The sequence below is a fragment of the Neisseria sp. CCUG17229 genome (assembly GCF_047839235.1).
Classification (GTDB): Bacteria; Pseudomonadota; Gammaproteobacteria; order Burkholderiales; family Neisseriaceae; genus Neisseria; species Neisseria brasiliensis.
This window is the reverse complement of sequence record NZ_CP181247.1, coordinates 25,346-44,808: the sequence shown is the minus strand read 5'-3', so window position 1 is coordinate 44,808 and position 19,463 is coordinate 25,346. Positions and strand designations below refer to the sequence as shown.

Annotated in this window: 21 protein-coding genes; 13 read left to right on the top strand and 8 right to left on the bottom strand. The window is 52.5% G+C overall.

Going from position 1 to position 19,463, the window contains the following annotated elements; all coding sequences use genetic code 11:
• Positions 1–48 precede the first annotated feature (48 nt).
• The 3 genes from ACM67B_RS00215 to ACM67B_RS00205 all read right to left on the bottom strand — a co-directional run bounded on the left by ACM67B_RS00215 (position 49) and on the right by ACM67B_RS00205 (position 1,293).
• Positions 49–207 carry a hypothetical protein gene (locus tag ACM67B_RS00215; protein WP_416189673.1) on the bottom strand — a complete coding sequence of 53 codons (159 nt, stop codon included), beginning with the start codon at positions 205–207 and terminating at the stop codon, positions 49–51.
• A 61-nt stretch (positions 208–268) separates the two neighbouring features.
• Positions 269–715 carry a hemerythrin domain-containing protein gene (locus tag ACM67B_RS00210; RefSeq protein ID WP_416189672.1) on the bottom strand — a complete coding sequence of 149 codons (447 nt, stop codon included), beginning with the start codon at positions 713–715 and terminating at the stop codon, positions 269–271.
• 98 nt (positions 716–813) lie between these two features.
• Positions 814–1,293, bottom strand: coding sequence for a TlpA disulfide reductase family protein (locus tag ACM67B_RS00205; RefSeq protein ID WP_416189671.1), 480 nt, complete (start codon positions 1,291–1,293; stop codon positions 814–816).
• Between the two features lie 189 nt (positions 1,294–1,482).
• Here ACM67B_RS00205 and arsC point away from each other — a divergent pair, with 189 nt between their 5' ends.
• From arsC to ACM67B_RS00185, 4 genes are all read left to right on the top strand, one after another.
• Positions 1,483–1,842: an arsenate reductase (glutaredoxin) gene (gene arsC / locus ACM67B_RS00200; protein WP_416189670.1), complete on the top strand. Its 360-nt coding sequence runs from the start codon at positions 1,483–1,485 to the stop codon at positions 1,840–1,842.
• Positions 1,843–1,868: 26 nt separating this feature from the next.
• Complete coding sequence (locus ACM67B_RS00195; RefSeq protein WP_416189669.1) at positions 1,869–2,528, top strand: YdcF family protein; 660 nt, start codon at positions 1,869–1,871, stop codon at positions 2,526–2,528.
• Between the two features lie 117 nt (positions 2,529–2,645).
• Positions 2,646–4,040 carry a glutamate--tRNA ligase gene (gene gltX / locus ACM67B_RS00190; RefSeq protein ID WP_416189668.1) on the top strand — a complete coding sequence of 465 codons (1,395 nt, stop codon included), beginning with the start codon at positions 2,646–2,648 and terminating at the stop codon, positions 4,038–4,040.
• Between the two features lie 116 nt (positions 4,041–4,156).
• Positions 4,157–4,495, top strand: coding sequence for a hypothetical protein (locus ACM67B_RS00185; RefSeq protein ID WP_100564039.1), 339 nt, complete (start codon positions 4,157–4,159; stop codon positions 4,493–4,495).
• Positions 4,496–4,546: 51 nt separating this feature from the next.
• Here ACM67B_RS00185 and ACM67B_RS00180 read toward each other — a convergent pair whose 3' ends face one another.
• Positions 4,547–4,921, bottom strand: coding sequence for a DUF805 domain-containing protein (locus tag ACM67B_RS00180; protein WP_416189667.1), 375 nt, complete (start codon positions 4,919–4,921; stop codon positions 4,547–4,549).
• 85 nt (positions 4,922–5,006) lie between these two features.
• Here ACM67B_RS00180 and ACM67B_RS00175 point away from each other — a divergent pair, with 85 nt between their 5' ends.
• Positions 5,007–5,468, top strand: coding sequence for a GNAT family N-acetyltransferase (locus ACM67B_RS00175; protein ID WP_416189666.1), 462 nt, complete (start codon positions 5,007–5,009; stop codon positions 5,466–5,468).
• A gap of 74 nt (positions 5,469–5,542) precedes the next feature.
• Here ACM67B_RS00175 and ACM67B_RS00170 read toward each other — a convergent pair whose 3' ends face one another.
• Entirely contained in the window at positions 5,543–6,721 is a 1,179-nt protein-coding gene (locus ACM67B_RS00170; protein ID WP_416189665.1) for a phosphoglycerate kinase, read from the bottom strand.
• A gap of 180 nt (positions 6,722–6,901) precedes the next feature.
• Between ACM67B_RS00170 and ACM67B_RS00165 the strand changes: the two genes are divergently transcribed.
• The 3 genes from ACM67B_RS00165 (at position 6,902) to ACM67B_RS00155 (ending at position 11,628) form a co-directional block, all read left to right on the top strand.
• Positions 6,902–8,218, top strand: coding sequence for a M16 family metallopeptidase (locus ACM67B_RS00165; RefSeq protein WP_416189664.1), 1,317 nt, complete (start codon positions 6,902–6,904; stop codon positions 8,216–8,218).
• A gap of 49 nt (positions 8,219–8,267) precedes the next feature.
• A complete protein-coding gene (locus ACM67B_RS00160; protein WP_416189663.1) occupies positions 8,268–9,569 on the top strand; it encodes a M16 family metallopeptidase in 1,302 nt (433 codons plus the stop codon).
• 295 nt (positions 9,570–9,864) lie between these two features.
• Positions 9,865–11,628, top strand: a complete 1,764-nt coding sequence (locus ACM67B_RS00155; RefSeq protein WP_416189662.1) for an SLC13 family permease — start codon at positions 9,865–9,867, stop codon at positions 11,626–11,628.
• 46 nt (positions 11,629–11,674) lie between these two features.
• Here the strand turns inward: ACM67B_RS00155 and ACM67B_RS00150 are convergent, their stop codons facing one another.
• Genes ACM67B_RS00150 through ACM67B_RS00140 form a run of 3 tightly spaced genes read right to left on the bottom strand, consistent with a single transcriptional unit; the run spans position 11,675 to position 13,342 of the window.
• Positions 11,675–12,430 (bottom strand): hypothetical protein, encoded by a 756-nt coding sequence (locus tag ACM67B_RS00150; RefSeq protein WP_416189661.1) that lies wholly within the window; start codon positions 12,428–12,430, stop codon positions 11,675–11,677.
• Entirely contained in the window at positions 12,431–12,901 is a 471-nt protein-coding gene (locus tag ACM67B_RS00145; protein ID WP_416189660.1) for a CYTH domain-containing protein, read from the bottom strand.
• A 15-nt stretch (positions 12,902–12,916) separates the two neighbouring features.
• The gene (locus ACM67B_RS00140) at positions 12,917–13,342 is read right to left on the bottom strand and encodes a CopD family protein (RefSeq protein WP_416189659.1); all 426 of its coding nucleotides are present in this window, start codon (positions 13,340–13,342) and stop codon (positions 12,917–12,919) included.
• Positions 13,343–13,629: 287 nt separating this feature from the next.
• Here ACM67B_RS00140 and mnmE point away from each other — a divergent pair, with 287 nt between their 5' ends.
• From mnmE to ACM67B_RS00115, 5 genes are all read left to right on the top strand, one after another.
• Positions 13,630–14,994, top strand: a complete 1,365-nt coding sequence (gene mnmE / locus ACM67B_RS00135) for a tRNA uridine-5-carboxymethylaminomethyl(34) synthesis GTPase MnmE (protein ID WP_100564049.1) — start codon at positions 13,630–13,632, stop codon at positions 14,992–14,994.
• 68 nt (positions 14,995–15,062) lie between these two features.
• Positions 15,063–15,323, top strand: a complete 261-nt coding sequence (locus ACM67B_RS00130) for a hypothetical protein (protein ID WP_416189658.1) — start codon at positions 15,063–15,065, stop codon at positions 15,321–15,323.
• A 108-nt stretch (positions 15,324–15,431) separates the two neighbouring features.
• Positions 15,432–17,489 (top strand): methionine--tRNA ligase, encoded by a 2,058-nt coding sequence (metG, locus tag ACM67B_RS00125; RefSeq protein WP_416189657.1) that lies wholly within the window; start codon positions 15,432–15,434, stop codon positions 17,487–17,489.
• A gap of 140 nt (positions 17,490–17,629) precedes the next feature.
• Positions 17,630–17,962, top strand: coding sequence for a zinc ribbon domain-containing protein YjdM (locus ACM67B_RS00120; RefSeq protein WP_416189656.1), 333 nt, complete (start codon positions 17,630–17,632; stop codon positions 17,960–17,962).
• Positions 17,963–18,318: 356 nt separating this feature from the next.
• Positions 18,319–19,428, top strand: coding sequence for an ABC transporter substrate-binding protein (locus ACM67B_RS00115; protein WP_416189655.1), 1,110 nt, complete (start codon positions 18,319–18,321; stop codon positions 19,426–19,428).
• The last annotated feature ends 35 nt before the right edge of the window (positions 19,429–19,463 follow it).

Genomic DNA, 19,463 nt, shown 5'->3' with positions numbered 1-19,463 from the left:
TCCCCTTGTTATGCCGATGTTAATATGCATGCAACAACAGCATTTTCTCTATGTGGATAAACCCTGCTGCAGGCCGTCTGAAAAAATCGGATTTGCCCGATTATAAAGGCTTTGCACCGTTTTGAACAATATTTGTTCGGGACACTTACCGTCAGACGGCAAAACCGCTGCACAATCGGCAGCGGCAGGGTGGATAAGGCTCGGCATTTTTATCCCGAATTTATCCACAGCTTATTGTCAGCTCGGCAAGCGGGTGAAACAATAGGGTTTATTGGCTTTCGGCTGCTTTGAATTCTTCGTATTCGGTTTGATAAAGCGGCCCCAAACGGTCGATTTGGGCTTTATCCAACACTTTACGCGCGTCAACGAAAATTTCGTCTTCTTCTTCCTTCAAATGATGCTCAACGGTTTCGATCAATTCTTCCGCCGTTTCCAGCCAGCGGCTCTCGCCGGTGCGCCCGTCGCTCAAGGTGGCGATTAATTCGTCCATTTCGTGATGCTCGGCAATGGCGTGGCGGGCAATTTCCATGCCGTCATCGTATTGCATCAGGGGCAGATACAGATGACGCTCTTCCGCCACCGCGTGTGCCACCAATTCAAGGCGCAAGGCTTCGTATTTTTTCTTTTTCGTTTCCCACTGCTTGGCTGTAGCCAATTCGTCGCACAGCTTGCGTTGCACGTCGTGGTTTTCGATTAATGCTTTAAAAATATCCATCTGTGGCTCCTGTTCTGCTTTGTTTGTTGTTGTATGAACCACTTATAACACAAAACGGTGACACCTGATATGCCAAACCGCCGAAGCGGCGGCAAATCTTATTTGCACTTGGCTTGGGCGGCTTTTAAGGCAGCAGTCAGGCTTTTGGCGTTGACTTCGCCGGTGATGGTTTGTTTGTAACCACATTTGGGCGCTTCCACCACGGTAAACGGCAACACGCCGACTTGGTTGCCGAACGATTTCATAAATTGGCGGCTACTGGTGCCGCTGTAGCGCCAAATCGGATAAGCCACCGGCGTGGTTTTCAAAAATTTGCCGATGTTGTCGGTGGAATCCAGCGCAATGCCGACCATATCGACACTGCCTTTTTTCTGCGCTTTATACCATGCCGACATTTCCGGCATTTCCTTACGGCACGGGCCGCACCACGTTGCCCACAGGTTCACCACGCGCACCGGCGCTTTCAGATTTTGCAGCGATTGCGGCGCGGTGCTGTTCCACATTTGCAAATCGGCAGCGAATGCGTTGGCAGAGAAGAAAGTCAGGGAAGCGAAAATCAGGGCGGATAATGTTTTCATGGTCGTGGCCCAAATAATGAGGTTGATAATATGCCTATTGTAAACCTTTCAGACGGCCAATGTTTTGGTTCAAGTCAAGGTGTTGGATTTTTGCACAAAAATGAGATTTATTCCCAATGACTCATCAACATGGTTGAGTAAAGCCACAATGGGGTTGATAATAAGACGATTCACCATAGGAAGATCATCATGCCGTCTGAATGGATTTTGTATCACAACAACCGCTGCAGCAAATCGCGTGCGGCCTTGGCTTTATTGGAATCGCGCGCAATTAAAGCCGAAACGGTGCATTATTTGACCACGCCGCCGGATTTGGCAACCTTAACCGAGATTTTCCGCAAACTCGGTTTGGACGATGTGCGCGGCATGATGCGCGTGAAAGACGATTTATACAAAGAATTGGGTTTAAACGCACCCGATATCGACAATGACGCGCTGCTTGCTGCCATTGCTGAGCATCCTGCCTTGTTGGAGCGCCCGATTTTGGTCGGCCGCGAACGCGCCGCGATTGGCCGCCCATTGGAAAACATCGAAGCCTTATTGGCATAACCTGATATTGAGAGGCCGTCTGAATCATGCCCCATTTGTTCCACAGTCGAACCGGCTTGCGCTTCTATTTGTTGCGCGGTCTGGCACTCAGCGTATTGCTGGTGCTGGCGATGTTTGCCGTGACGGTTTGGCAGGTGTACCGCATGGGCAATCAGACGCTGCCGAAAGATTTTCATGCCGATGCGGCGGTGGTATTGGGCGCGGCAGCGTGGGACAAACGCCCGTCGCCCGTGTTCCGCGAGCGCATCAACCATGCGATTACGCTGTATCAAAGCCAGCGTGTGGACAAAATTATTTTCACCGGTGGCACACCGAAAAAAGGCTTCATGACCGAAGCCGAAGTCGGACGGCGCTATGCCATCAAACAAGGCATTCCGGCGCGGCATATTGTGTTTGAAAACACCTCGCGCAACACTTATGAGAACCTGCAAAATATCCAGCCCTTATTGCGCCCTAACGGCATTGAAACGCTGGTTATCGTGAGCGATCCTTACCATTTGGCACGCGCACAGGCGATTGCTAAAAATTTCGGTATGAATGCCGCCGTTTCCGCCACGCCGACCACGCTTTACGATGCCGGTAAAGAGCGCGACAAATTCTTGCTACAGGAAAGCTATGCGCTGTTTCTCTACCAATTTGAAAGCTGGAGCGACAAAATCTGGAATATCCTCACCCGCCGCAATTGAGTTGTCCATTTATCCACAGGCCGTCTGAACACGCATTCAGACGGCCTGTGAATTGTTCAAACCGCCTGAAAACAGTACAATAACCCCTTTCATCAGCACCGCATTAGGAAAACCATCATGACCGTCAAAACCCGTTTTGCCCCGAGCCCGACCGGCTACCTCCACATCGGCGGCGTGCGCACCGCCTTGTTTTCATGGGCGTATGCACGCAAGCACAAAGGCGAATTCCTGCTGCGCATCGAAGACACCGACTTGGCGCGTTCTACTGCCGAATCAGTCAACATCATTTTAGACGGCATGAATTGGGTCGGCCTGCATTACGACAATGCCGACAATGTCGTGTACCAAACCCGCCGTTTCGACCGCTATAAAGAAGTCATCGCCCAGCTTTTAGAAAGCGGCCACGCGTATCACTGCTATTGCTCCAAAGAAGAATTGGAAGCCATGCGCGAGCAGGCCGAGAAAGAAGGCACCGCCACTTACGACCGTCGCTGGCGTCCGGAAGCAGGCAAAAACCTGCCTCAAATTCCCGAAGGCGTAGAGCCGGTGGTGCGTTTCAAAACCCCGCTGGAAGGCGCGACCGCGTGGCACGATTTGGTGAAAGGCGACATCAGCATTCCAAACGAAGCGCTGGATGACTTGATTATCGCCCGCGCCGACGGCACACCGACCTACAATTTCTGCGTGGTGGTGGACGATTACGACATGGGCGTGACCCATGTGATTCGCGGTGACGACCATGTCAACAACACCCCAAAACAAATCAACATCTTAAAAGCCATCGGCGCCACTTTGCCGGAATACGCCCATCTGCCGATGATTCTCAACGAGCAGGGCAAAAAAATCTCCAAACGCAGCGGCGACACCGTGGCGATTACCGATTTCGGCGCGATAGGCATTTTGCCTGAAGCCATGCTCAATTACTTGGCACGCTTGGGCTGGGCGCACGGCGACGATGAGTTTTTCACCATGGAACAATTCATCGAATGGTTTGATTTGAAAGATGTTTCCCCATCGCCAAGCCGCATGGATTTGAAGAAACTCTATTGGATTAACGGCGAACACATCAAAATCACGCCGAATGACCAATTGGCCGAATTGCTGCAAGAGCGCTTGGCCGTGCGCGGCTTGACCGACACCAGCCAGCCGCCGCTGGAAGACGTGTTGGCCTTGGTAAAAGACCGTGCGCAAGATTTGAACACGCTGGCCGACGAGTGCCTGTATTTCTACCAAAAACAAACCCCTGCCGAAGCCGATGTGCAAAAACATTGGAACGACGAAGCCGCCGCGCGTATGCTGCGCTTTGCCGACAAACTCGAAGGCGTGGCCGAATGGAATGCCGAGTCGATTCACGATTTGTTCAAGCCGTTTTGCGACGAAGAAAACATCAAAATGGGCAAACTCGGCATGCCGCTGCGTCTGGCCGTGTGCGGCACCGCCAAAACCCCGAGCGTGGACGAAGTATTGGCCTTAATCGGCAAAGAAGAAGTGTTGCGCCGTATCCGCAGCTAAGTTGTGGATGATTTTTGTTGATTCAATAACAGGCCGTCTGAACCTTATGCAAAGTGTTCAGACGGCCTCGATTATGCTACATTATCCGGCAAACCCCATCTTTAAAGGACGTACCCATGAAAAGATTTCTGACTATCGCCGTGTTGGCGGTATCCGCAGCCGCCTATGCCGGTCCTGCCGAAGATGCCTTGCTCTCGGCACAATCTGCTTACCGCAGCGCCCTGAAAGCGCAAAACGACAACGACAGCAAACTGATTACCCTGCAAACCAATTTAGCCGATGCGCAAAAACGCGCCCAACAAGCGCAGGAAGACATCACCCGTTTGCAAAGCGAAATTCAAGCGGCAACCGCGGTAAAAACCCAGCAGGCAACCGTATTGCAGCAAGCCGGCCAGCAGCTGGATTCGGCTTGGAACGCGGTTTACGGCCCGGGCGGCACCAAAGCCAACCAATAAGCATGAAAAAAGGGGAACTGGTAAACAGTTCCCCTTTTTTCATTCAATCTGTTATAAGCGCTCGCCCGCTTTTGGATCAGCGCCGAAACGGTTGTCGCCACGTGTGCCGTCCATTGCAGTAAACACCAACACCACAACCGTACCGATTACCGGAATAATCAGCAGCAGTTGCCACCAGCCCGAACGGTCGGTGTCGTGCAAGCGGCGTGTCGTAACCGCAATTGAAGGCAAAAACACGGCCAACAAATAAATCGATGACAACATGCCAAAGCCGCCCTGCGAATTAGCAGAACTGATGATGCCGTCAATGATGCTCAACAGAATAAACGCAATCGCATTGAATAAGGTAAACATCCAATATTCTTTGCGGCGTGCGCGGCCGCTGAAGCCGACATAGTTTTTCAATACTTTTAAATACCAATCCATGAATTTCTCCGAATGTGTGAATAAAAACTGCCATTGCAGCCAGCATGTTATATCATAAAGCAATTATCATCTCAATGACATTTCCATGAATTGCCGTATTATTCCCTTATTACCCAAACACATCGCCCCGCTTGCCCAAGCCCTGCATACCGAATGGCACGATTTTGCGCCGTGGGCAGATGTGGCGAAAATCCATACGTATTACCAAACCTGTCTAAACGGAGCGCCACTGCCTGTGGCTTTTGCCGCAGTAGATGAACAAGGCCGTCTGAAAGGTTCGGCCGCGCTCAAACGCCACGATATTCAAGCTTTCAGCGATTATGAATATTGGCTGGGCGATGTGTTTGTGTTGCCCGAATATCGCGGCGAAGGCGTGGGCAAAAAATTGGTGCAACATTGCTTGGCCGCTGCCCGCGAGATGAAGCTGCCAAGCCTCTATTTATATACACCCGATATGCAGGCCGTGTATGCCAAATTCGGCTGGCAGGAAATTGCGCAACATTGGTACAACGGTGAAACGGTATCGATTATGAAATTGGATTTGTGATAAATCTAGTTAATAAAAGGCCGTCTGAAAACATATGTTTCAGACGGCCTTTACTTATCCACAATCAAACAATATTACGCGCCGCGTTTTTCCAAAATTGCGACGGCAGGCAATTCTTTGCCTTCCAAGAATTCCAAGAACGCGCCGCCGCCAGTGGAAATGTAGCTGATTTGGTCGGTGATGCCGAATTTGGCAATCGCCGCCAACGTGTCGCCGCCACCGGCAATCGAGAAGGCTTGGCTCTCGGCAATGGCTTTGGCCACGGCTTCGGTGCCGCCGGCAAATTGGTCGAATTCAAACACGCCGACCGGGCCGTTCCACACGATGGTGCCGGCGTTTTTCAACACTTCGGCCAAGGCTTGCGCCGATTGCGGGCCGACATCCAAAATCATGTCGTCTGCGGCCACATCGTCAATGGATTTGGTTTCGGCTGCGGCGGTTTCGGCAAATTCTTTGGCGGTCACCACATCAGTCGGCAGCGGTACAGAGCCGCCTTTGGCCGCCATTTTGGCCAAGATTTTTTTCGATTCTTCCACCAAGTCGGCTTCGGCCAATGATTTGCCGATGGCTTTGCCTTCTGCCAGCAGGAAAGTGTTGGCGATGCCGCCGCCGACAATCAGTTGATCCACTTTGTCGGCCAGTGATTCCAAAATGGTCAGCTTGGTTGATACTTTGCTGCCGGCCACAATTGCCACCAACGGGCGCGCCGGTTCTTTCAAGGCTTTGCCCAAGGCTTCGAGTTCGCCTGCCATCAATACGCCTGCGCAGGCTACCGGTGCGGCTTGTGCCACGGCTTCGGTTGAGGCTTGGGCGCGGTGGGCGGTGCCGAATGCGTCGTTGACGAACACGTCACACAAAGCGGCGTAGGCTTTGCCCAGCTCCAAATCGTTTTTCTTTTCGCCTTTGTTGATGCGCACGTTTTGCAGCATGCCAATTTCACCGGCTTGCAGTTTAGGCGCGTTGTCACGCCAGTCGTTCAACACCTTGACTTCTTTGCCCAAGAGTTTGCCCAAATGCGCGGCCACAGGGGCGACATCGTCTTCCGGCTTGAATTCGCCTTCGGTCGGGCGCCCGAGGTGGGTCATCACGATTACCGCTGCGCCGTTATCTAGGCAGTATTGGATGGATTCGAGCGAGGCGCGGATGCGGGTGTCGTCGCTGATTTGGCCGTCTTTAAACGGGACGTTCATGTCGGCGCGAATCAGAACGGTTTTGCCGTTGACGTTTTGGTCGGTCAGTTTCAAAAATGCCATGATGTTTCCTTTGTATGAATGGAAAAAAGCGGATCAAATCAGGGCTATTATCCGCCATCACGGAAATCGGGTAAAGGGCTTGGGCCGTCTGAACACGCTACTGTGAAACCGTGCAAACGCGCTTTATCATTTGGATGGAAATGTTTATCATTCCATTCAACTGCAACGATGAGGAAAACCATGTTACGCAAAACCGTCTGGCTGGCCGCGTTGGCCATTGCCGCGCCTGTGTGGGCGCAAACGTTGTCGCAAACCCTGCCCAACGGTCTGAAAGTGATTGTCAAAGAAGACAAACGCGCGCCGGTGGCGGTGTCGCAGCTTTGGTATAAGGTCGGCAGCGTCGATGAAAAACCGGGCAAAAGCGGTTTGAGCCATGCGTTGGAGCATATGATGTTTAAAGGTACGCCGTCGGTGCCGGCCGGTGAGTTTCATCAGCGCGTGGCGGCTTTGGGCGGCAAACACAATGCCTACACCAACCGCAGCGAAACCGTGTATTACGAAAACATTTCTGCCGCCAATCTGCCGGAAGTGTTGAAGCTCGAAGCCGACCGCATGCAAAACCTCAATTTCAGCGACAAAGATTTCATTAATGAAATGAGCGTGATTCGGGAAGAACGCCGCCAGCGCACCGAAGACACCGCCGCCGGCAAAATGTGGGAACACGTTTTCCTTAATAGCTTCACCAAGCCGTCGATGCGCGCCAGCGTGATTGGTTACATGGACGATTTGCACACGCTTAAAGCCGACGATTTGCGCGATTGGTACCGTCAGTTTTACGCGCCCAATAATGCCACTTTGGTGATTGTCGGCGATGTCGATGTCAAGCAAACCCTTCAGACGGCCTCGCAATTATTCGGCAGCATTCCTGCCAAAACCCTGCCGCCGCGCAACGATTTGAGCGAAGCTTTTGAGCGCGAGCCGGTGTTTGCTGAGACCACTTCCGCCGTGACCCGCCAGCCTTTGGTGGCTTTGTCTTACCGCGTGCCTGCCTTGCAAAAAATTAACGACACGCTGCCTTACGCGCTGGATGTGTTGAGCGATATTTTGTCGGGTAATTCATCCAGCCGCCTGGATAAAAACCTTGTGCGCGGCAAGCAAATCGCTTTGAGTGTGGGCGTGAACTACGATATTTTGAGCCGCGAAATGCCGCTGTTTAACGTGGTGGCCATGCCGAGCAACGGCGTGAGCGAACAAGATTTGCTGGCCGCCATGCGTGCCGAAATCCAAGACATCGCCGACAACGGCGTGGGCAAGGACGAACTCAAACGCGTCAAAACCCGCATGATGAGCAGCGAAATCTACGCGCGCGATTCCATGACCTCGCAAGCATCTTTGATGGGGCGCTTGGAAACACGCGGTTTCCGTTACAGCGATGAAGCCGAAATCCGCCGCCGCCTGCAAAAAGTGACTGCCGCCAACGTGCAGGCTGCCGCTAAATTGCTGACCGACAAACGCTCCAGCGTGGTCGTTGTCAAACCGCAAACAGCAGCAAAATAATCCACAGGCCGTCTGAAACATTCAGACGGCCTCAACCGAAAGGCTAACCATGTATTCTAAAACTTTACTGCTCGCGCTGGCTGCCCTGCCGCTGACCGCCCAAGCCGCTGCCGACATTCAGCGCTGGACGACACTGGAAGGCACGCAGATTCTGCTGGTCGAGCGCCGTGAAAATCCGATTGTCGATATGGAAATCAGCTTCAAAGGCGCAGGCGGCGTGTTCAATCCGTCGGGCAAAAGCCAAGTGGCCGAATTTACCGCCGCACTGTTGACCGACGGCACAAAAACGCTGGATGAAGAGGCCTTCAATGAAAAAGCCAACGACATCGCCGCCAACATCGGCAGTGGCAGCGGCCACGAAACCGCGACCATCGGTTTCCGCAGTTTGAGTCAAGCCAAAAACCTGAACCAGACTTTGGCCTTAATCAACGAATCCTTAATCTCACCGCGCTTTGATCCGGCTGTGTTTGCCCGCCGTCAAAAGCAAGCGATTACCGCTTTGCAGCAGCAGGAAACCACGCCCGATTTTGCCGCCGAGCGCGCGTTTACCAAGCTCGCGTATCCGAACCATCCTTACGGCAGCGATGCGTATGTGACGGTGGACAGCCTGAAAGCCGTCACGCTTGACGACATCCGCGCGTTCCACCGCACCCATTACGGTAAAGACAACGCCGTGGTGGCGATTGTCGGTGATGTCAGCCGCCGCCAAGCCGAAAAAATGGTGCAAACCGCACTAAAAGGCTTGCCGAACACCAGCCAAGCGGGCAGCGAGATTGCGCCGGTGCAAGCACAAACCGCCCAGCGCCGTGACATTCCGTTTGCCGGCGAACAGGCGCAAATTATTTTGGGCATGCCGCTGATTAAACGCCACGACCCCGATTATTACGCTTTGGTGGCAGGCAATTATGTGTTGGGCGGCGGCGGCTTCGACAGCCGATTGATGAACCGCCTGCGCGACCAAAAAGGCTATACCTACGGCGTGTACAGCAGCCTGATGCCGCTGACCGAAGCAGGCGTGTTCAGCATTGGTTATTCGACCCAAAAGAAAAACACCCGCGCTTCTTTGGCCGATGTGCAGGCGGTGGTAGAGCAATTCATCGCCGAAGGGCCGACTGAAGCCGAGTTGAAACAGGCTAAGGCCAACATCATCGGCAGTTTCCCGCTGCGCTTTGATTCCAATGCCAAGCTGCTGAAATACTTGAGCCTGATTGGTGTGCATAATCTGGAAAGCAGCTATTTGCAAGACTACCCGAAAGCGGTGGAACAGCTCACCACCGCGCAAATCAAAGATGCCTGGCAGCGTCGGCTGAAATTCAGCGATTTGCATGTTGTGGTGGTGGGTGCGCAATAAACGTGGTTTGATGATCCACAGGCCGTCTGAAAGGTTTCAGACGGCCTGTTTTTTCATTAAGCCCAAGATCTTGGCAACATCACTGTCTTTGGCATATTCATTTATTGTGCGCTGCTTGAGAAGCTTGTCTATTTTTTTGATGAAAATTTTACATTTTCGTGACACGGAATTGTGTAAGATAGCAAAATTCAACTAAGGGAATCATTCTCATTTATTCCCAAATAGCATAGGGCGCTGGCAACGCTGTCTGATTTTTATTTGAAACAACTATAAAAACCGAGCGTAAGGAAAAACAATGACATTAGAAATCGGTTTAACTTTATTCATTACCTCGGTGGCAATTGTGCTGTTTGCCACTGAAAAAGTGCGCATGGACGCGGTGGCGATATTGCTGATTGTGTCGCTGGCGGCAACAGGCTTAATCGATGGCAAAGATGCCTTGAGCGGCTTTAGCAATTCATCAACTATCACCGTGGCGGCGATGTTTATTCTCGCCGCCGGCCTGCAACACAGTGGGGCGCTCAACCGCATAGGCCAAATGCTTGGGCAGGTGAAATCGCCGTTGATGTTTTTGCTGGTGATGTTTGTTTCGGCGACGGTAATGTCGATGTTCATCAGCAATACCGCCGTGGTGGCGGTGTTTATCCCGATTGTGCTGGCGTCGGCCTACAAAATCGGCATGGCGCCGTCAAAAGCCTTGATTCCTTTGTCGTTGGTGGCGCAGATGGCCGGTTTGACCACGCTGATTGGCACATCGAGCAACCTGCTGGTCAACGGCATTGCCGAGCAGCAGGGCGCAGCCGATTTCGGCGTGTTTGATTTTACCCTGTTCGGCTTGCTGCTGTTAGCCGCCGGTTGCGTGTATTTATTGCTGGTGTACCGCTTCCTGCCCGATACCGGCATGCAGGAAAACGACAGCCGTTCCAACGGTCATTATGTGGCTGAGTTCCAAGTGAAACAAGATTCGCTGCTTATCGGCCAAACCATCAGCGATTCGGCCATGCGCAAAGAATTTCATGCCTTTCCGCTGGCTTTAATCCGCCGTGGTGAAAAATTATCGCTGCCCGCGCATCAGATGGTGCATGTGGATGATGTGTTGCTGATTCGCGCCGAACCGGAAAACCTGCTCGGCTTGCAGCAGCAGTTTGGTTTGGAGCTGCACGACAATCAGGACAACAGCCATCAGGAAGAACAGGATTTGGTGGTGGTTGAAGCCATGATTGCACCCGGTTCCGATTGGGCGCAAGAGCGGCTGGATACGTTGCAAGACGATGGCTGGAGCCGCAGCGTGCAAGTGATTGGTGTGCAGCGGCGCGGCAATATCGTGCGCAAACAATTAGGCCGTCTGAAATTCAAAGTCGGCGATATTTTATTGTTGCTGGTGCCACGCAAAGACATCGACGATTTCCGCCACGACTCGGCTTTTATCGTGTTGGCCGAAGGTGAAAAACCGATGCCGAACAACTGGCGCGCGTCGTTTTCTATTGTGGTGATGCTGGCGGTGGTGATTGTGGCCGCCTTGGAATGGGCGCACATCAGCATGACTTCGATGATGGGTGCAGTGGCGATGGTGGCGGCCGGCTGCTTGAGTGCCGAAGCCGCTTACAAAGCGATTAACTGGCGGATTATTATTCTGTTAGCCGGATTGCTGCCTTTGGGCTTGGCCATGACTGAAACCGGCGCGGCGCAATATGTGGTGGATCACACCGTCGGCTTGGTGAAAGATTCCGGCCCCTTGTTGGCATTGGGCGCGCTGTATTTGGTGACCAAGCTGTTGACCGAATTCATGAGCAATTCCGGCGTGGCGGTGTTGTTTGCGCCGATTGCCATTTCTACGGCCAAAATGCTCGGCGTGAGTCCGGAGCCGTTTCTGATTGCGGTGATGTTCGCCGCCGGTGCCAGCCTGATGACGCCGGTCGGTTACCAGACCAATACCATGGTGTACGGCGCAGGCGGCTACCGCTTCGGTGATTTTGTGAAAATCGGTTTGCCGCTGAATGTGATTTTGATGGCGCTGACTTTATTGTTGATCCCGATGTTTTGGCCGTTTGAAGGATAAAACAAATGCCGTCTGAAAGTTTCAGACGGCATTTTTTTGAATAAACCTAACGCAGGCTCTGCCAATATTGCCACGCCGCTTGCAGCATATCGCGCTGCTCGGCTTCGTGGCCGTATTCGGCTTCGATGTTGATGTAGTCGATGCCGTGTTTGGCTGCATAGACCGACAGCGAACCATCGTCGGCCACGTCTTCCGTTTGCTGCACCACATTGAAGCCGCGGCTTTGGAAAAAGGCAAACGCGCGTGAGTCGTTGACGTAAAAATAATCGTCTTCGTCGTGTTGCGGGTGGATAAACACCGGTGCATCGGTTCCGGCCAAAGATTCAAGCGCATAGCTTTCGATGTTGGTGGCGCCATCGGTGTTGTTGTGCATGGCGATGATGAATTTGGCCGGTTGCAAGGCGCTTAACACCGCATCGGCAAAAGCAGCGGTGGTGTGTGCGGCATTTTCATCAAGGCCGTCTGAAAGCGTGGCGGTACGGCCTTGCGGTGAATAGATGCGGTTGGGATCAAAATCGGCATACGATTCGCCGCTACGAAACGAAATGCGGCGCGTGCCACGGTGTTCCAGCGCAATCAGACACACCGGGTAGCGGCGCACCGCTTCGAGCGCGACCTGCTTGGCGGTGTATTCGTTGTCGTGTGGGTGAAATAAATACATGCCCGCCGCTTCGGGGTGACAATAGCGCGTGATCTGCACCGTATCCGCCGCGCTCAAAGGGTAAACTTGGCGGTGGATGGTGGGTTCGGCAGCCCATGCGGGCAGGGCACAGATGAGTGACAGGGCAAGCAGCAGGCGCAATTAACGCTCCCAAGTGGCGTAAGGGTGTTTGCTCAGATAAGCATTGGTGAATTTGCCGTCGGACGTGATTTCTTCGCCCAGCCAATCGGGGTGGGCAAACGCGGCATCTTCAGACGGCAATTCGACTTCCGCCACAATCAATGGTGCGTTGTCGCCAAAATATTCGTCGATTTCGTAGAGAAAACCTTCAAATTCGACGCGGTAACGGCGTTTTTCCATCTTAAACGGGCACATCGTTGCCATCATCGTTTGCGCGTGCGCCAGCGGGATTTCATATTCAAACTCGCTGCGGCTCACGTCGGAAATATAGCCTTTCAGCGTCAGCCACGCTTGGTCATCAATAATGCGCACGCGTATGGTACGCTCTTTTTCCACGCTCAAATAACCTTGCTGCAGCGTTTGCGGCGCCGATGCAATATCGCGCCAGCCATCGTTTTTCAATAAAAAACGGCGTTCGATTTCAACAGACATTTTTCAGACGGCCTTTCAAAACGGTTTAAACACCACCAAATACAGCGCCAAAAGCATCAGCAACACCGGTACTTCATTAAACACGCGGTAAAATTTATGCGAATGGCGGCAGGCATGCTGCTCGAAGCGGCGCAGGTGGGCGCGGCAGATGTGTTGGTAGCCGATCAGCAAAATGCCCAAAGTGGCCTTGCCATGCACCCAGCCCATAGACCACCAGCCGGTGATAAACGGAATCGCCAAGCCGCAAATCACGGCCAACAGCCCCAAAGGCGACATAAATTTATACAGCCGCTGCGCCATGCCGAGCAGTCGCGCGTATTCGGCGGCTTCGGTTTGCGGATTGACCTGCGCCAAATTTACATAAATGCGCGGCAGGTAAAACAGCCCGGCAAACCAAGAAATAATGAAGAAAATATGCGCCAGTTTTAACCATAAATACATTTTCAGACGGCCTCCTAATCAGATAGTGTTATTGTAGCCTTAAATTGACATATGCCGCCAAAATTGGTGCTGTTTTTCGCATAAGCCCCGTTTTTTGGTCAATTTGTTTTACAGTTAGGAAACCACGAGCATAAAGGAAAAGCGTATGTGAGAACGGAAAGATTCGGGATGAAACCTAACGGATGACCAAATTTCATGAGATGTGATCATTGATTAAGAGGCCGTCTGAAACCCTTTTCAGACGGCCTTTGTTATAATCCCCTTTATTTATCCGAAAAGAGACGACCATGTCTGCACCCAATCCCACCATCGCCGCCATCGCCACTGCGCCCGGCCGCGGCGGCGTCGGCGTGATTCGTTTGTCCGGCAAAGATTTGCTGCCTTTGGCACAGGCATTGAGCGGCGGCAAAACGCCCAAGCCGCGCGTGGCTTTGTATACTGATTTTCTCGATGCCGACGGCCAAGCCATCGACAACGGCCTGATGCTCTACTTTGCCGCGCCCGCCAGTTTTACCGGCGAAGACGTGATTGAATTGCAAGGCCACGGCGGGCCGGTGGTGATGGATATGCTGTTGCAGCGCTGTTTCGCCCTCGGTGCCAAAGCCGCCGAGCCGGGTGAATTCACCAAACGCGCTTTTCTCAACAACAAACTCGACTTGGCGCAGGCCGAGAGCGTGGCCGACTTGATTGATGCCTCGAGCAAATCCGCCGCGCGCATGGCTTTGCGTTCGCTCAAAGGCGCGTTTTCGCAGCACATTCACGCGCTGGTCGATGATTTGATTACGCTCAGAATGCTGGTTGAAGCCACGCTGGATTTTCCCGAAGAAGACATCGATTTTCTCGAAGCGGCTGATGCACGCGGCAAGCTGGCCGGCTTGCAAGGCCGTCTGAAAACCGTGTTGGCCAGTGCCGAACAAGGCGCGATTTTGCGCGAAGGCATGAATGTGGTGTTGGTCGGTGCGCCGAACGTGGGCAAATCCAGCCTGCTCAACGCTTTGGCCGGCGACGACATCGCTATTGTCACCGATATTGCCGGCACCACCCGCGACACCGTGCGCGAACAAATCACGCTCGATGGCGTGCCGGTGCACATCATCGACACCGCCGGCCTGCGCGAAACCGACGATGTGGTCGAGCAAATCGGCATCCAGCGCAGCCAAAAAGCCGTCAACGAAGCCGATGTGGCGCTGATTCTGATTGACCCACGCGAAGGCATCAACGCCAAAACCCAAGCCATTCTCAACGGCCTGCCCGAAGGCTTGAAGCGCATCGAAATCCACAACAAAGCCGACTTAACCGGCGACACCGTAGAAAAAATTTCAGACGGTCTCACCCCAACCGGTGCCGATACCTTAATCAAACTTTCCGCCAAAACCGGCCAAGGCTTGGATTTGCTCAAACAAGCCTTGTTGCAGGAAATCGGCTGGCAGGGCGAAAGCGAAAGCCTGTTTCTCGCCCGTAGCCGCCACCTGACTGCCTTGCACGCTGCCGAAGCCGAACTGGAAAACGCGGCACTTTGTGGCAACCATCAAATCGAGCTTTTGGCCGAACACCTGCGCTTGGCACAAGTGGCGTGCAGCGAAATCACCGGCGAATTTACCGCCGATGATTTATTGGGCGTGATTTTTTCGCGTTTCTGTATTGGTAAATAACATCAGGCCGTCTGAAAGATAAGCATTCAGACGGCCTTAATACTCTTTCACCACAAAGGATAGCCATCATGAAAAGTTTATGGATTGTATTGCCGCTGCTTATGCTCAGCGCCTGCCAGCAGCCTGCACCAACGGCCAAGCCCGACACCACATTCACCACCAAATCCTGTCACAGCCGCGTCTGCACCCGCGAATACTACCCCGTATGCGCCACCATCGAGCAGGGCGGCCGCACGGTAGAGCAGTCGTTCGGCAATCCATGCAGCGTGTGCAGCGACAGCGGCAAGATTATCAAAGTCAGCCGTGGTGCGTGTGGCAGTTTGCGTTAAACCCATCAGAAAAAGGCAAAGGTCTCAGGCCGTCTGAAAGATGATTTTCAGACGGCCTTTTGCGGTATAATTCCCCATCTTTATTTGATTGTTTCCAAAGCATAAACCATGACACGAAAAATTCTAGTGACTTCCGCCCTGCCGTATGCCAACGGCAGCATCCACTTAGGCCACATGGTCGAACACATCCAAACCGATATTTGGGTGCGTTTTCAAAAATTACGCGGCCACGAATGCTACTACTGTTGCGCCGACGATACCCACGGCACGCCGGTGATGCTGGCGGCGCAAAAGCAAGGTTTGCAGCCGGAAGACATGATTGCCAAAGTGCGCGAAGAGCATTTGGCCGACTTTACCGGCTTCGGTATCGGCTACGACAATTACTACAGCACCCATTCGCCTGAAAACAAAGCGTTTTCCGAAGAAATTTACCGCGCCTTAAAAGCCAACGGCAAAATCGAAAGCCGCGTCATCGAGCAGCTTTTCGACCCTGAAAAACAAATGTTCCTGCCCGACCGTTTCGTCAAAGGCGAATGCCCGAAATGCCATGCCAAAGACCAATACGGCGACAACTGCGAATCCTGCGGCACCACCTACGCCCCGACCGAATTGATCAACCCGTATTCCGCCGTATCCGGTGCCACGCCGGTGTTGAAAGAATCGGAACACTTCTTCTTCAAGCTGGGCGAATGCGCCGACTTCCTGCAAGAGTGGACTTCCGGCACCAACGCCTTGGGTAAACCGCATTTGCAGCCCGAAGCTTTGAACAAAATGAAAGAATGGCTGGGCGAAGGCGAAGAGACCTCGCTGTCGGATTGGGACATTTCCCGCGATGCGCCTTACTTCGGCTTTGAAATCCCCGATGCGCCGGGCAAATATTTCTATGTGTGGCTGGATGCACCGGTGGGCTACATGGCCTCGTTTAAAAACCTGTGCGACCGCATCGGCTTGGATTTCGACGAATTTTTCAAAGCCGACAGCCAAACCGAAATGTATCACTTCATCGGTAAAGACATTCTGTATTTCCACGCGCTGTTTTGGACGGCGATGCTGAAATTCTCCGGCTACCGCACACCGAGCGGCATTTTCGCCCACGGCTTTTTGACTGTGGACGGCCAAAAAATGTCCAAATCGCGCGGCACGTTTATCACTGCCAAATCCTATTTGGACCAAGGCCTGAATCCGGAATGGATGCGCTACTACATCGCCGCCAAGCTCAACAGCAAAATCGAAGACATCGATTTGAACCTGAACGACTTTATCAGCCGCGTAAACAGTGATTTGGTCGGCAAATATGTCAACATCGCCGCCCGTGCTTCCGGTTTCATCGCCAAGCGTTTTGAAGGCCGTCTGAAAGACGTATCCGATAGCGAATTGCTGACCAAACTCACCGCGCAAAGCGAAGCCATTGCCGAGCAATACGAAAACCGCGAATACGCCCGCGCCCTGCGCGACATCATGGCTTTGGCCGACATCGTGAATGAATACGTTGATGCCAACAAACCTTGGGAATTGGCCAAACAAGAAGGTCAAGACGCGCGCCTGCATGAAGTGTGCAGCGAATTGATCAACGCCTTTGCCGTGTTGACCGCCTACTTGGCACCGGTATTGCCGAAAGTAGCCGAAAACGCCGCCAAATTCCTGAATCTGGACGCGATTACTTGGGCAAACACCCGCCAAACCTTAGGCGAACACGCCATCAACAAATACGAACACCTTATGCAACGTGTGGAGCAACAACAAGTGGATAACTTAATCGCAGCCAACAAACAAAGCATCCAAGCCGCCGCCGAAGCCGTGCCTGCCGAAGAGAGCAAATTCGCGCCGGTGGCCGAGCAAGCCAGCTTTGATGACTTTATGAAAATCGACATGCGCGTGGCCAAAGTACTGAACTGCGAAGCGGTAGAAGGCAGCACCAAACTGCTGAAATTCGATTTGGATTTCGGCTTTGCACAACGCGTGATTTTCTCCGGTATCGCCGCCTCTTACCCGAATCCGGCCGAACTCAACGGCCGCATGGTGATTGCCGTGGCCAACTTTGCCCCACGTAAAATGGCCAAATTCGGCATGAGCGAAGGCATGATCTTGAGCGCGGCCACATCTGAAGGCAAACTGAAATTGCTGGACGTCGATGCCGGTGCGCAACCGGGCGATAAAGTGGGTTAAGGCCGTCTGAAAGCGGCTAGGAGATTGTCGCCGCTTTTTAAGCAATAAACAGGCCGTCTGAAAACTTAGTCTTCAGACGGCCTGTTTCGTTTATAATGCTGTCAAATTATTTCAATAGCCAGAACAAAAAAGGAATCCCCATGTCACTTCCACCATGCCCACAATGCCAATCCGAATATGCCTATGAAGACGGCGCCAACTTGGTTTGCCCCGAATGCGCCCACGAATGGCAAGTCGGCGAAGAAGCCGCCGATGAAACCTTGTCGGTCAAAGATGCCAACGGTGCCGAGCTGGTTGATGGCGATACCGTGGTGCTGATTAAGGATTTGAAAGTGAAGGGCAGCTCGTCGGTCATCAAGCAAGGCACGAAAGTAAAAGGCATTCGTTTGCAGGAAGGCGACCACAATATCGGTTGCAAAATCGATGGCTTCGGTGCGATGAACCTGAAATCCGAGTTTGTCAAAAAGGCTTGATTTTGTTAAAATAAATACTTGTGTTGATAGTAGTGAAGGCCGTCTGAAATATTTCAGACGGCCTTTGCTTTATTTGTTATCACGGCATTTGCTTCTCTTTTATTGGGCATGAATTGGGCTAAACAGGCTGCCTGCTTAGGCTGATTATTAACAGATAAAAGCCTACCGACAGCGCACATCGTTTCATGATTCAAGCTGATTGCTTATGCCTTTCAGCAACGCGGCAGACTCATATCAGACATACCGTAAACTTTTCAGACGGCCTTTTGTTCATTTCTTCACTTGATTTATCATTTGTTTTCGTATATTTTAACGAAACAGGAATTATTTTTATTAATTGTTAGAAGGAATGTACGATGAAACTTGTGCGCTTGTCTTCTCTTGCTATCGCCGCAGCTTTGTCGCTGGGTGCTGTGTCCACTTATGCCAAACCGGTGCAGATTACCGACGTGGCCGGCCGTAAAGTAACTGTGGATTTACCGGCCAAACGTGTGGTATTGGGCTTTTATTATCAAGACTATATGGCCATCGGTGGCAAAAATGCGCTGAATAATGTGGTCGGTTTTTCTAAAGCAGTGTGGTCGGATTGGGCGCCGCCAAGCTGGGCTGCGTTTAGCAAAGCCGTGCCGAAATTGAACCAGCTCACCGACGTGGGCGAAGTGGAAGTCGGCACCTTCTCGATTGAAAAAGTGTTGGCCTTGAAACCGGATTTGCTGGTGTTGGCCGATTGGCAGTATCAGGCTTTGGGTTCGGATCTCGACCGCATCAATAAAGCCGGTATTCCGGTGGTGGTGTTGGACTACAACGCACAAACTGTGGATAAACACATCAAATCGACCCAAATCATCGGCACCTTGACCGGCCAGCCGCAAAAAGCCGCCAAGCTCGCCGCCGATTACAAACGCATCGTCGATACCATTCAAAGCCGCGTGAAAAAAGCCGGTTTGCCGAAACCTAAGGTGTACACCGAATTCGGTAACAAAGGTCCGGCCGAACACAGCTTCACTTTCGGCAAGAGCATGTGGGGTTCGATGACCACTTTGGTGGGTGGTGACAACATCGCGGCCAAAGCGGTGGAATACTACGGCCCGATTAATCCGGAATTGGTGTTGGCCGCCAAGCCTGACGTGATTGTGATTACCGGTCGTGAAACCGAAGTGAAGAAAAACCCGCAAGCGATGGTGTTGGGCTGGGGCATCAACAAAGCCGATGCCGAACGCCGCTTGGCCGGTTTCACCAAACGCCCGGGCTGGAGCAATTTACCGGCCGTGAAAAACAACCGCGTTTACGGTGCATACCACGCCAATTCGCGCACACTTTCAGACGGCGCTTCGATTCAGTTTATGGCCAAAGCGATTTATCCACAGCTGTTTAAAGACCTGAATCCGGAAAAAACCTATTTGGATTTCTACCGTCAAAACCTGCCGGTGGTGCCAAGCGGTACGTTCTATACTTATCCGCGATAAGGGCGTAGTGAGGTGTTCAGACGGCCTTTATATTA

Excerpts from the sequence above, each read along its gene's own strand:
- mnmE (WP_100564049.1), top strand. The coding sequence starts at position 13,630 with ATGTCTGCACCCAATCCCACCATCGCCGCCATCGCCACTGCGCCCGGC.
- ACM67B_RS00160 (WP_416189663.1), top strand. The coding sequence starts at position 8,268 with ATGTATTCTAAAACTTTACTGCTCGCGCTGGCTGCCCTGCCGCTGACC.
- ACM67B_RS00165 (WP_416189664.1), top strand. The coding sequence starts at position 6,902 with ATGTTACGCAAAACCGTCTGGCTGGCCGCGTTGGCCATTGCCGCGCCT.
- ACM67B_RS00175 (WP_416189666.1), top strand. The coding sequence starts at position 5,007 with ATGAATTGCCGTATTATTCCCTTATTACCCAAACACATCGCCCCGCTT.
- ACM67B_RS00185 (WP_100564039.1), top strand. The coding sequence starts at position 4,157 with ATGAAAAGATTTCTGACTATCGCCGTGTTGGCGGTATCCGCAGCCGCC.
- ACM67B_RS00140 (WP_416189659.1), bottom strand. The coding sequence starts at position 13,342 with ATGTATTTATGGTTAAAACTGGCGCATATTTTCTTCATTATTTCTTGG.
- ACM67B_RS00120 (WP_416189656.1), top strand. The coding sequence starts at position 17,630 with ATGTCACTTCCACCATGCCCACAATGCCAATCCGAATATGCCTATGAA.
- ACM67B_RS00170 (WP_416189665.1), bottom strand. The coding sequence starts at position 6,721 with ATGGCATTTTTGAAACTGACCGACCAAAACGTCAACGGCAAAACCGTT.
- ACM67B_RS00145 (WP_416189660.1), bottom strand. The coding sequence starts at position 12,901 with ATGTCTGTTGAAATCGAACGCCGTTTTTTATTGAAAAACGATGGCTGG.
- ACM67B_RS00180 (WP_416189667.1), bottom strand. The coding sequence starts at position 4,921 with ATGGATTGGTATTTAAAAGTATTGAAAAACTATGTCGGCTTCAGCGGC.
- arsC (WP_416189670.1), top strand. The coding sequence starts at position 1,483 with ATGCCGTCTGAATGGATTTTGTATCACAACAACCGCTGCAGCAAATCG.
- ACM67B_RS00205 (WP_416189671.1), bottom strand. The coding sequence starts at position 1,293 with ATGAAAACATTATCCGCCCTGATTTTCGCTTCCCTGACTTTCTTCTCT.
- ACM67B_RS00115 (WP_416189655.1), top strand. The coding sequence starts at position 18,319 with ATGAAACTTGTGCGCTTGTCTTCTCTTGCTATCGCCGCAGCTTTGTCG.
- ACM67B_RS00210 (WP_416189672.1), bottom strand. The coding sequence starts at position 715 with ATGGATATTTTTAAAGCATTAATCGAAAACCACGACGTGCAACGCAAG.
- metG (WP_416189657.1), top strand. The coding sequence starts at position 15,432 with ATGACACGAAAAATTCTAGTGACTTCCGCCCTGCCGTATGCCAACGGC.
- ACM67B_RS00155 (WP_416189662.1), top strand. The coding sequence starts at position 9,865 with ATGACATTAGAAATCGGTTTAACTTTATTCATTACCTCGGTGGCAATT.
- ACM67B_RS00215 (WP_416189673.1), bottom strand. The coding sequence starts at position 207 with ATGCCGAGCCTTATCCACCCTGCCGCTGCCGATTGTGCAGCGGTTTTG.
- gltX (WP_416189668.1), top strand. The coding sequence starts at position 2,646 with ATGACCGTCAAAACCCGTTTTGCCCCGAGCCCGACCGGCTACCTCCAC.
- ACM67B_RS00195 (WP_416189669.1), top strand. The coding sequence starts at position 1,869 with ATGCCCCATTTGTTCCACAGTCGAACCGGCTTGCGCTTCTATTTGTTG.
- ACM67B_RS00130 (WP_416189658.1), top strand. The coding sequence starts at position 15,063 with ATGAAAAGTTTATGGATTGTATTGCCGCTGCTTATGCTCAGCGCCTGC.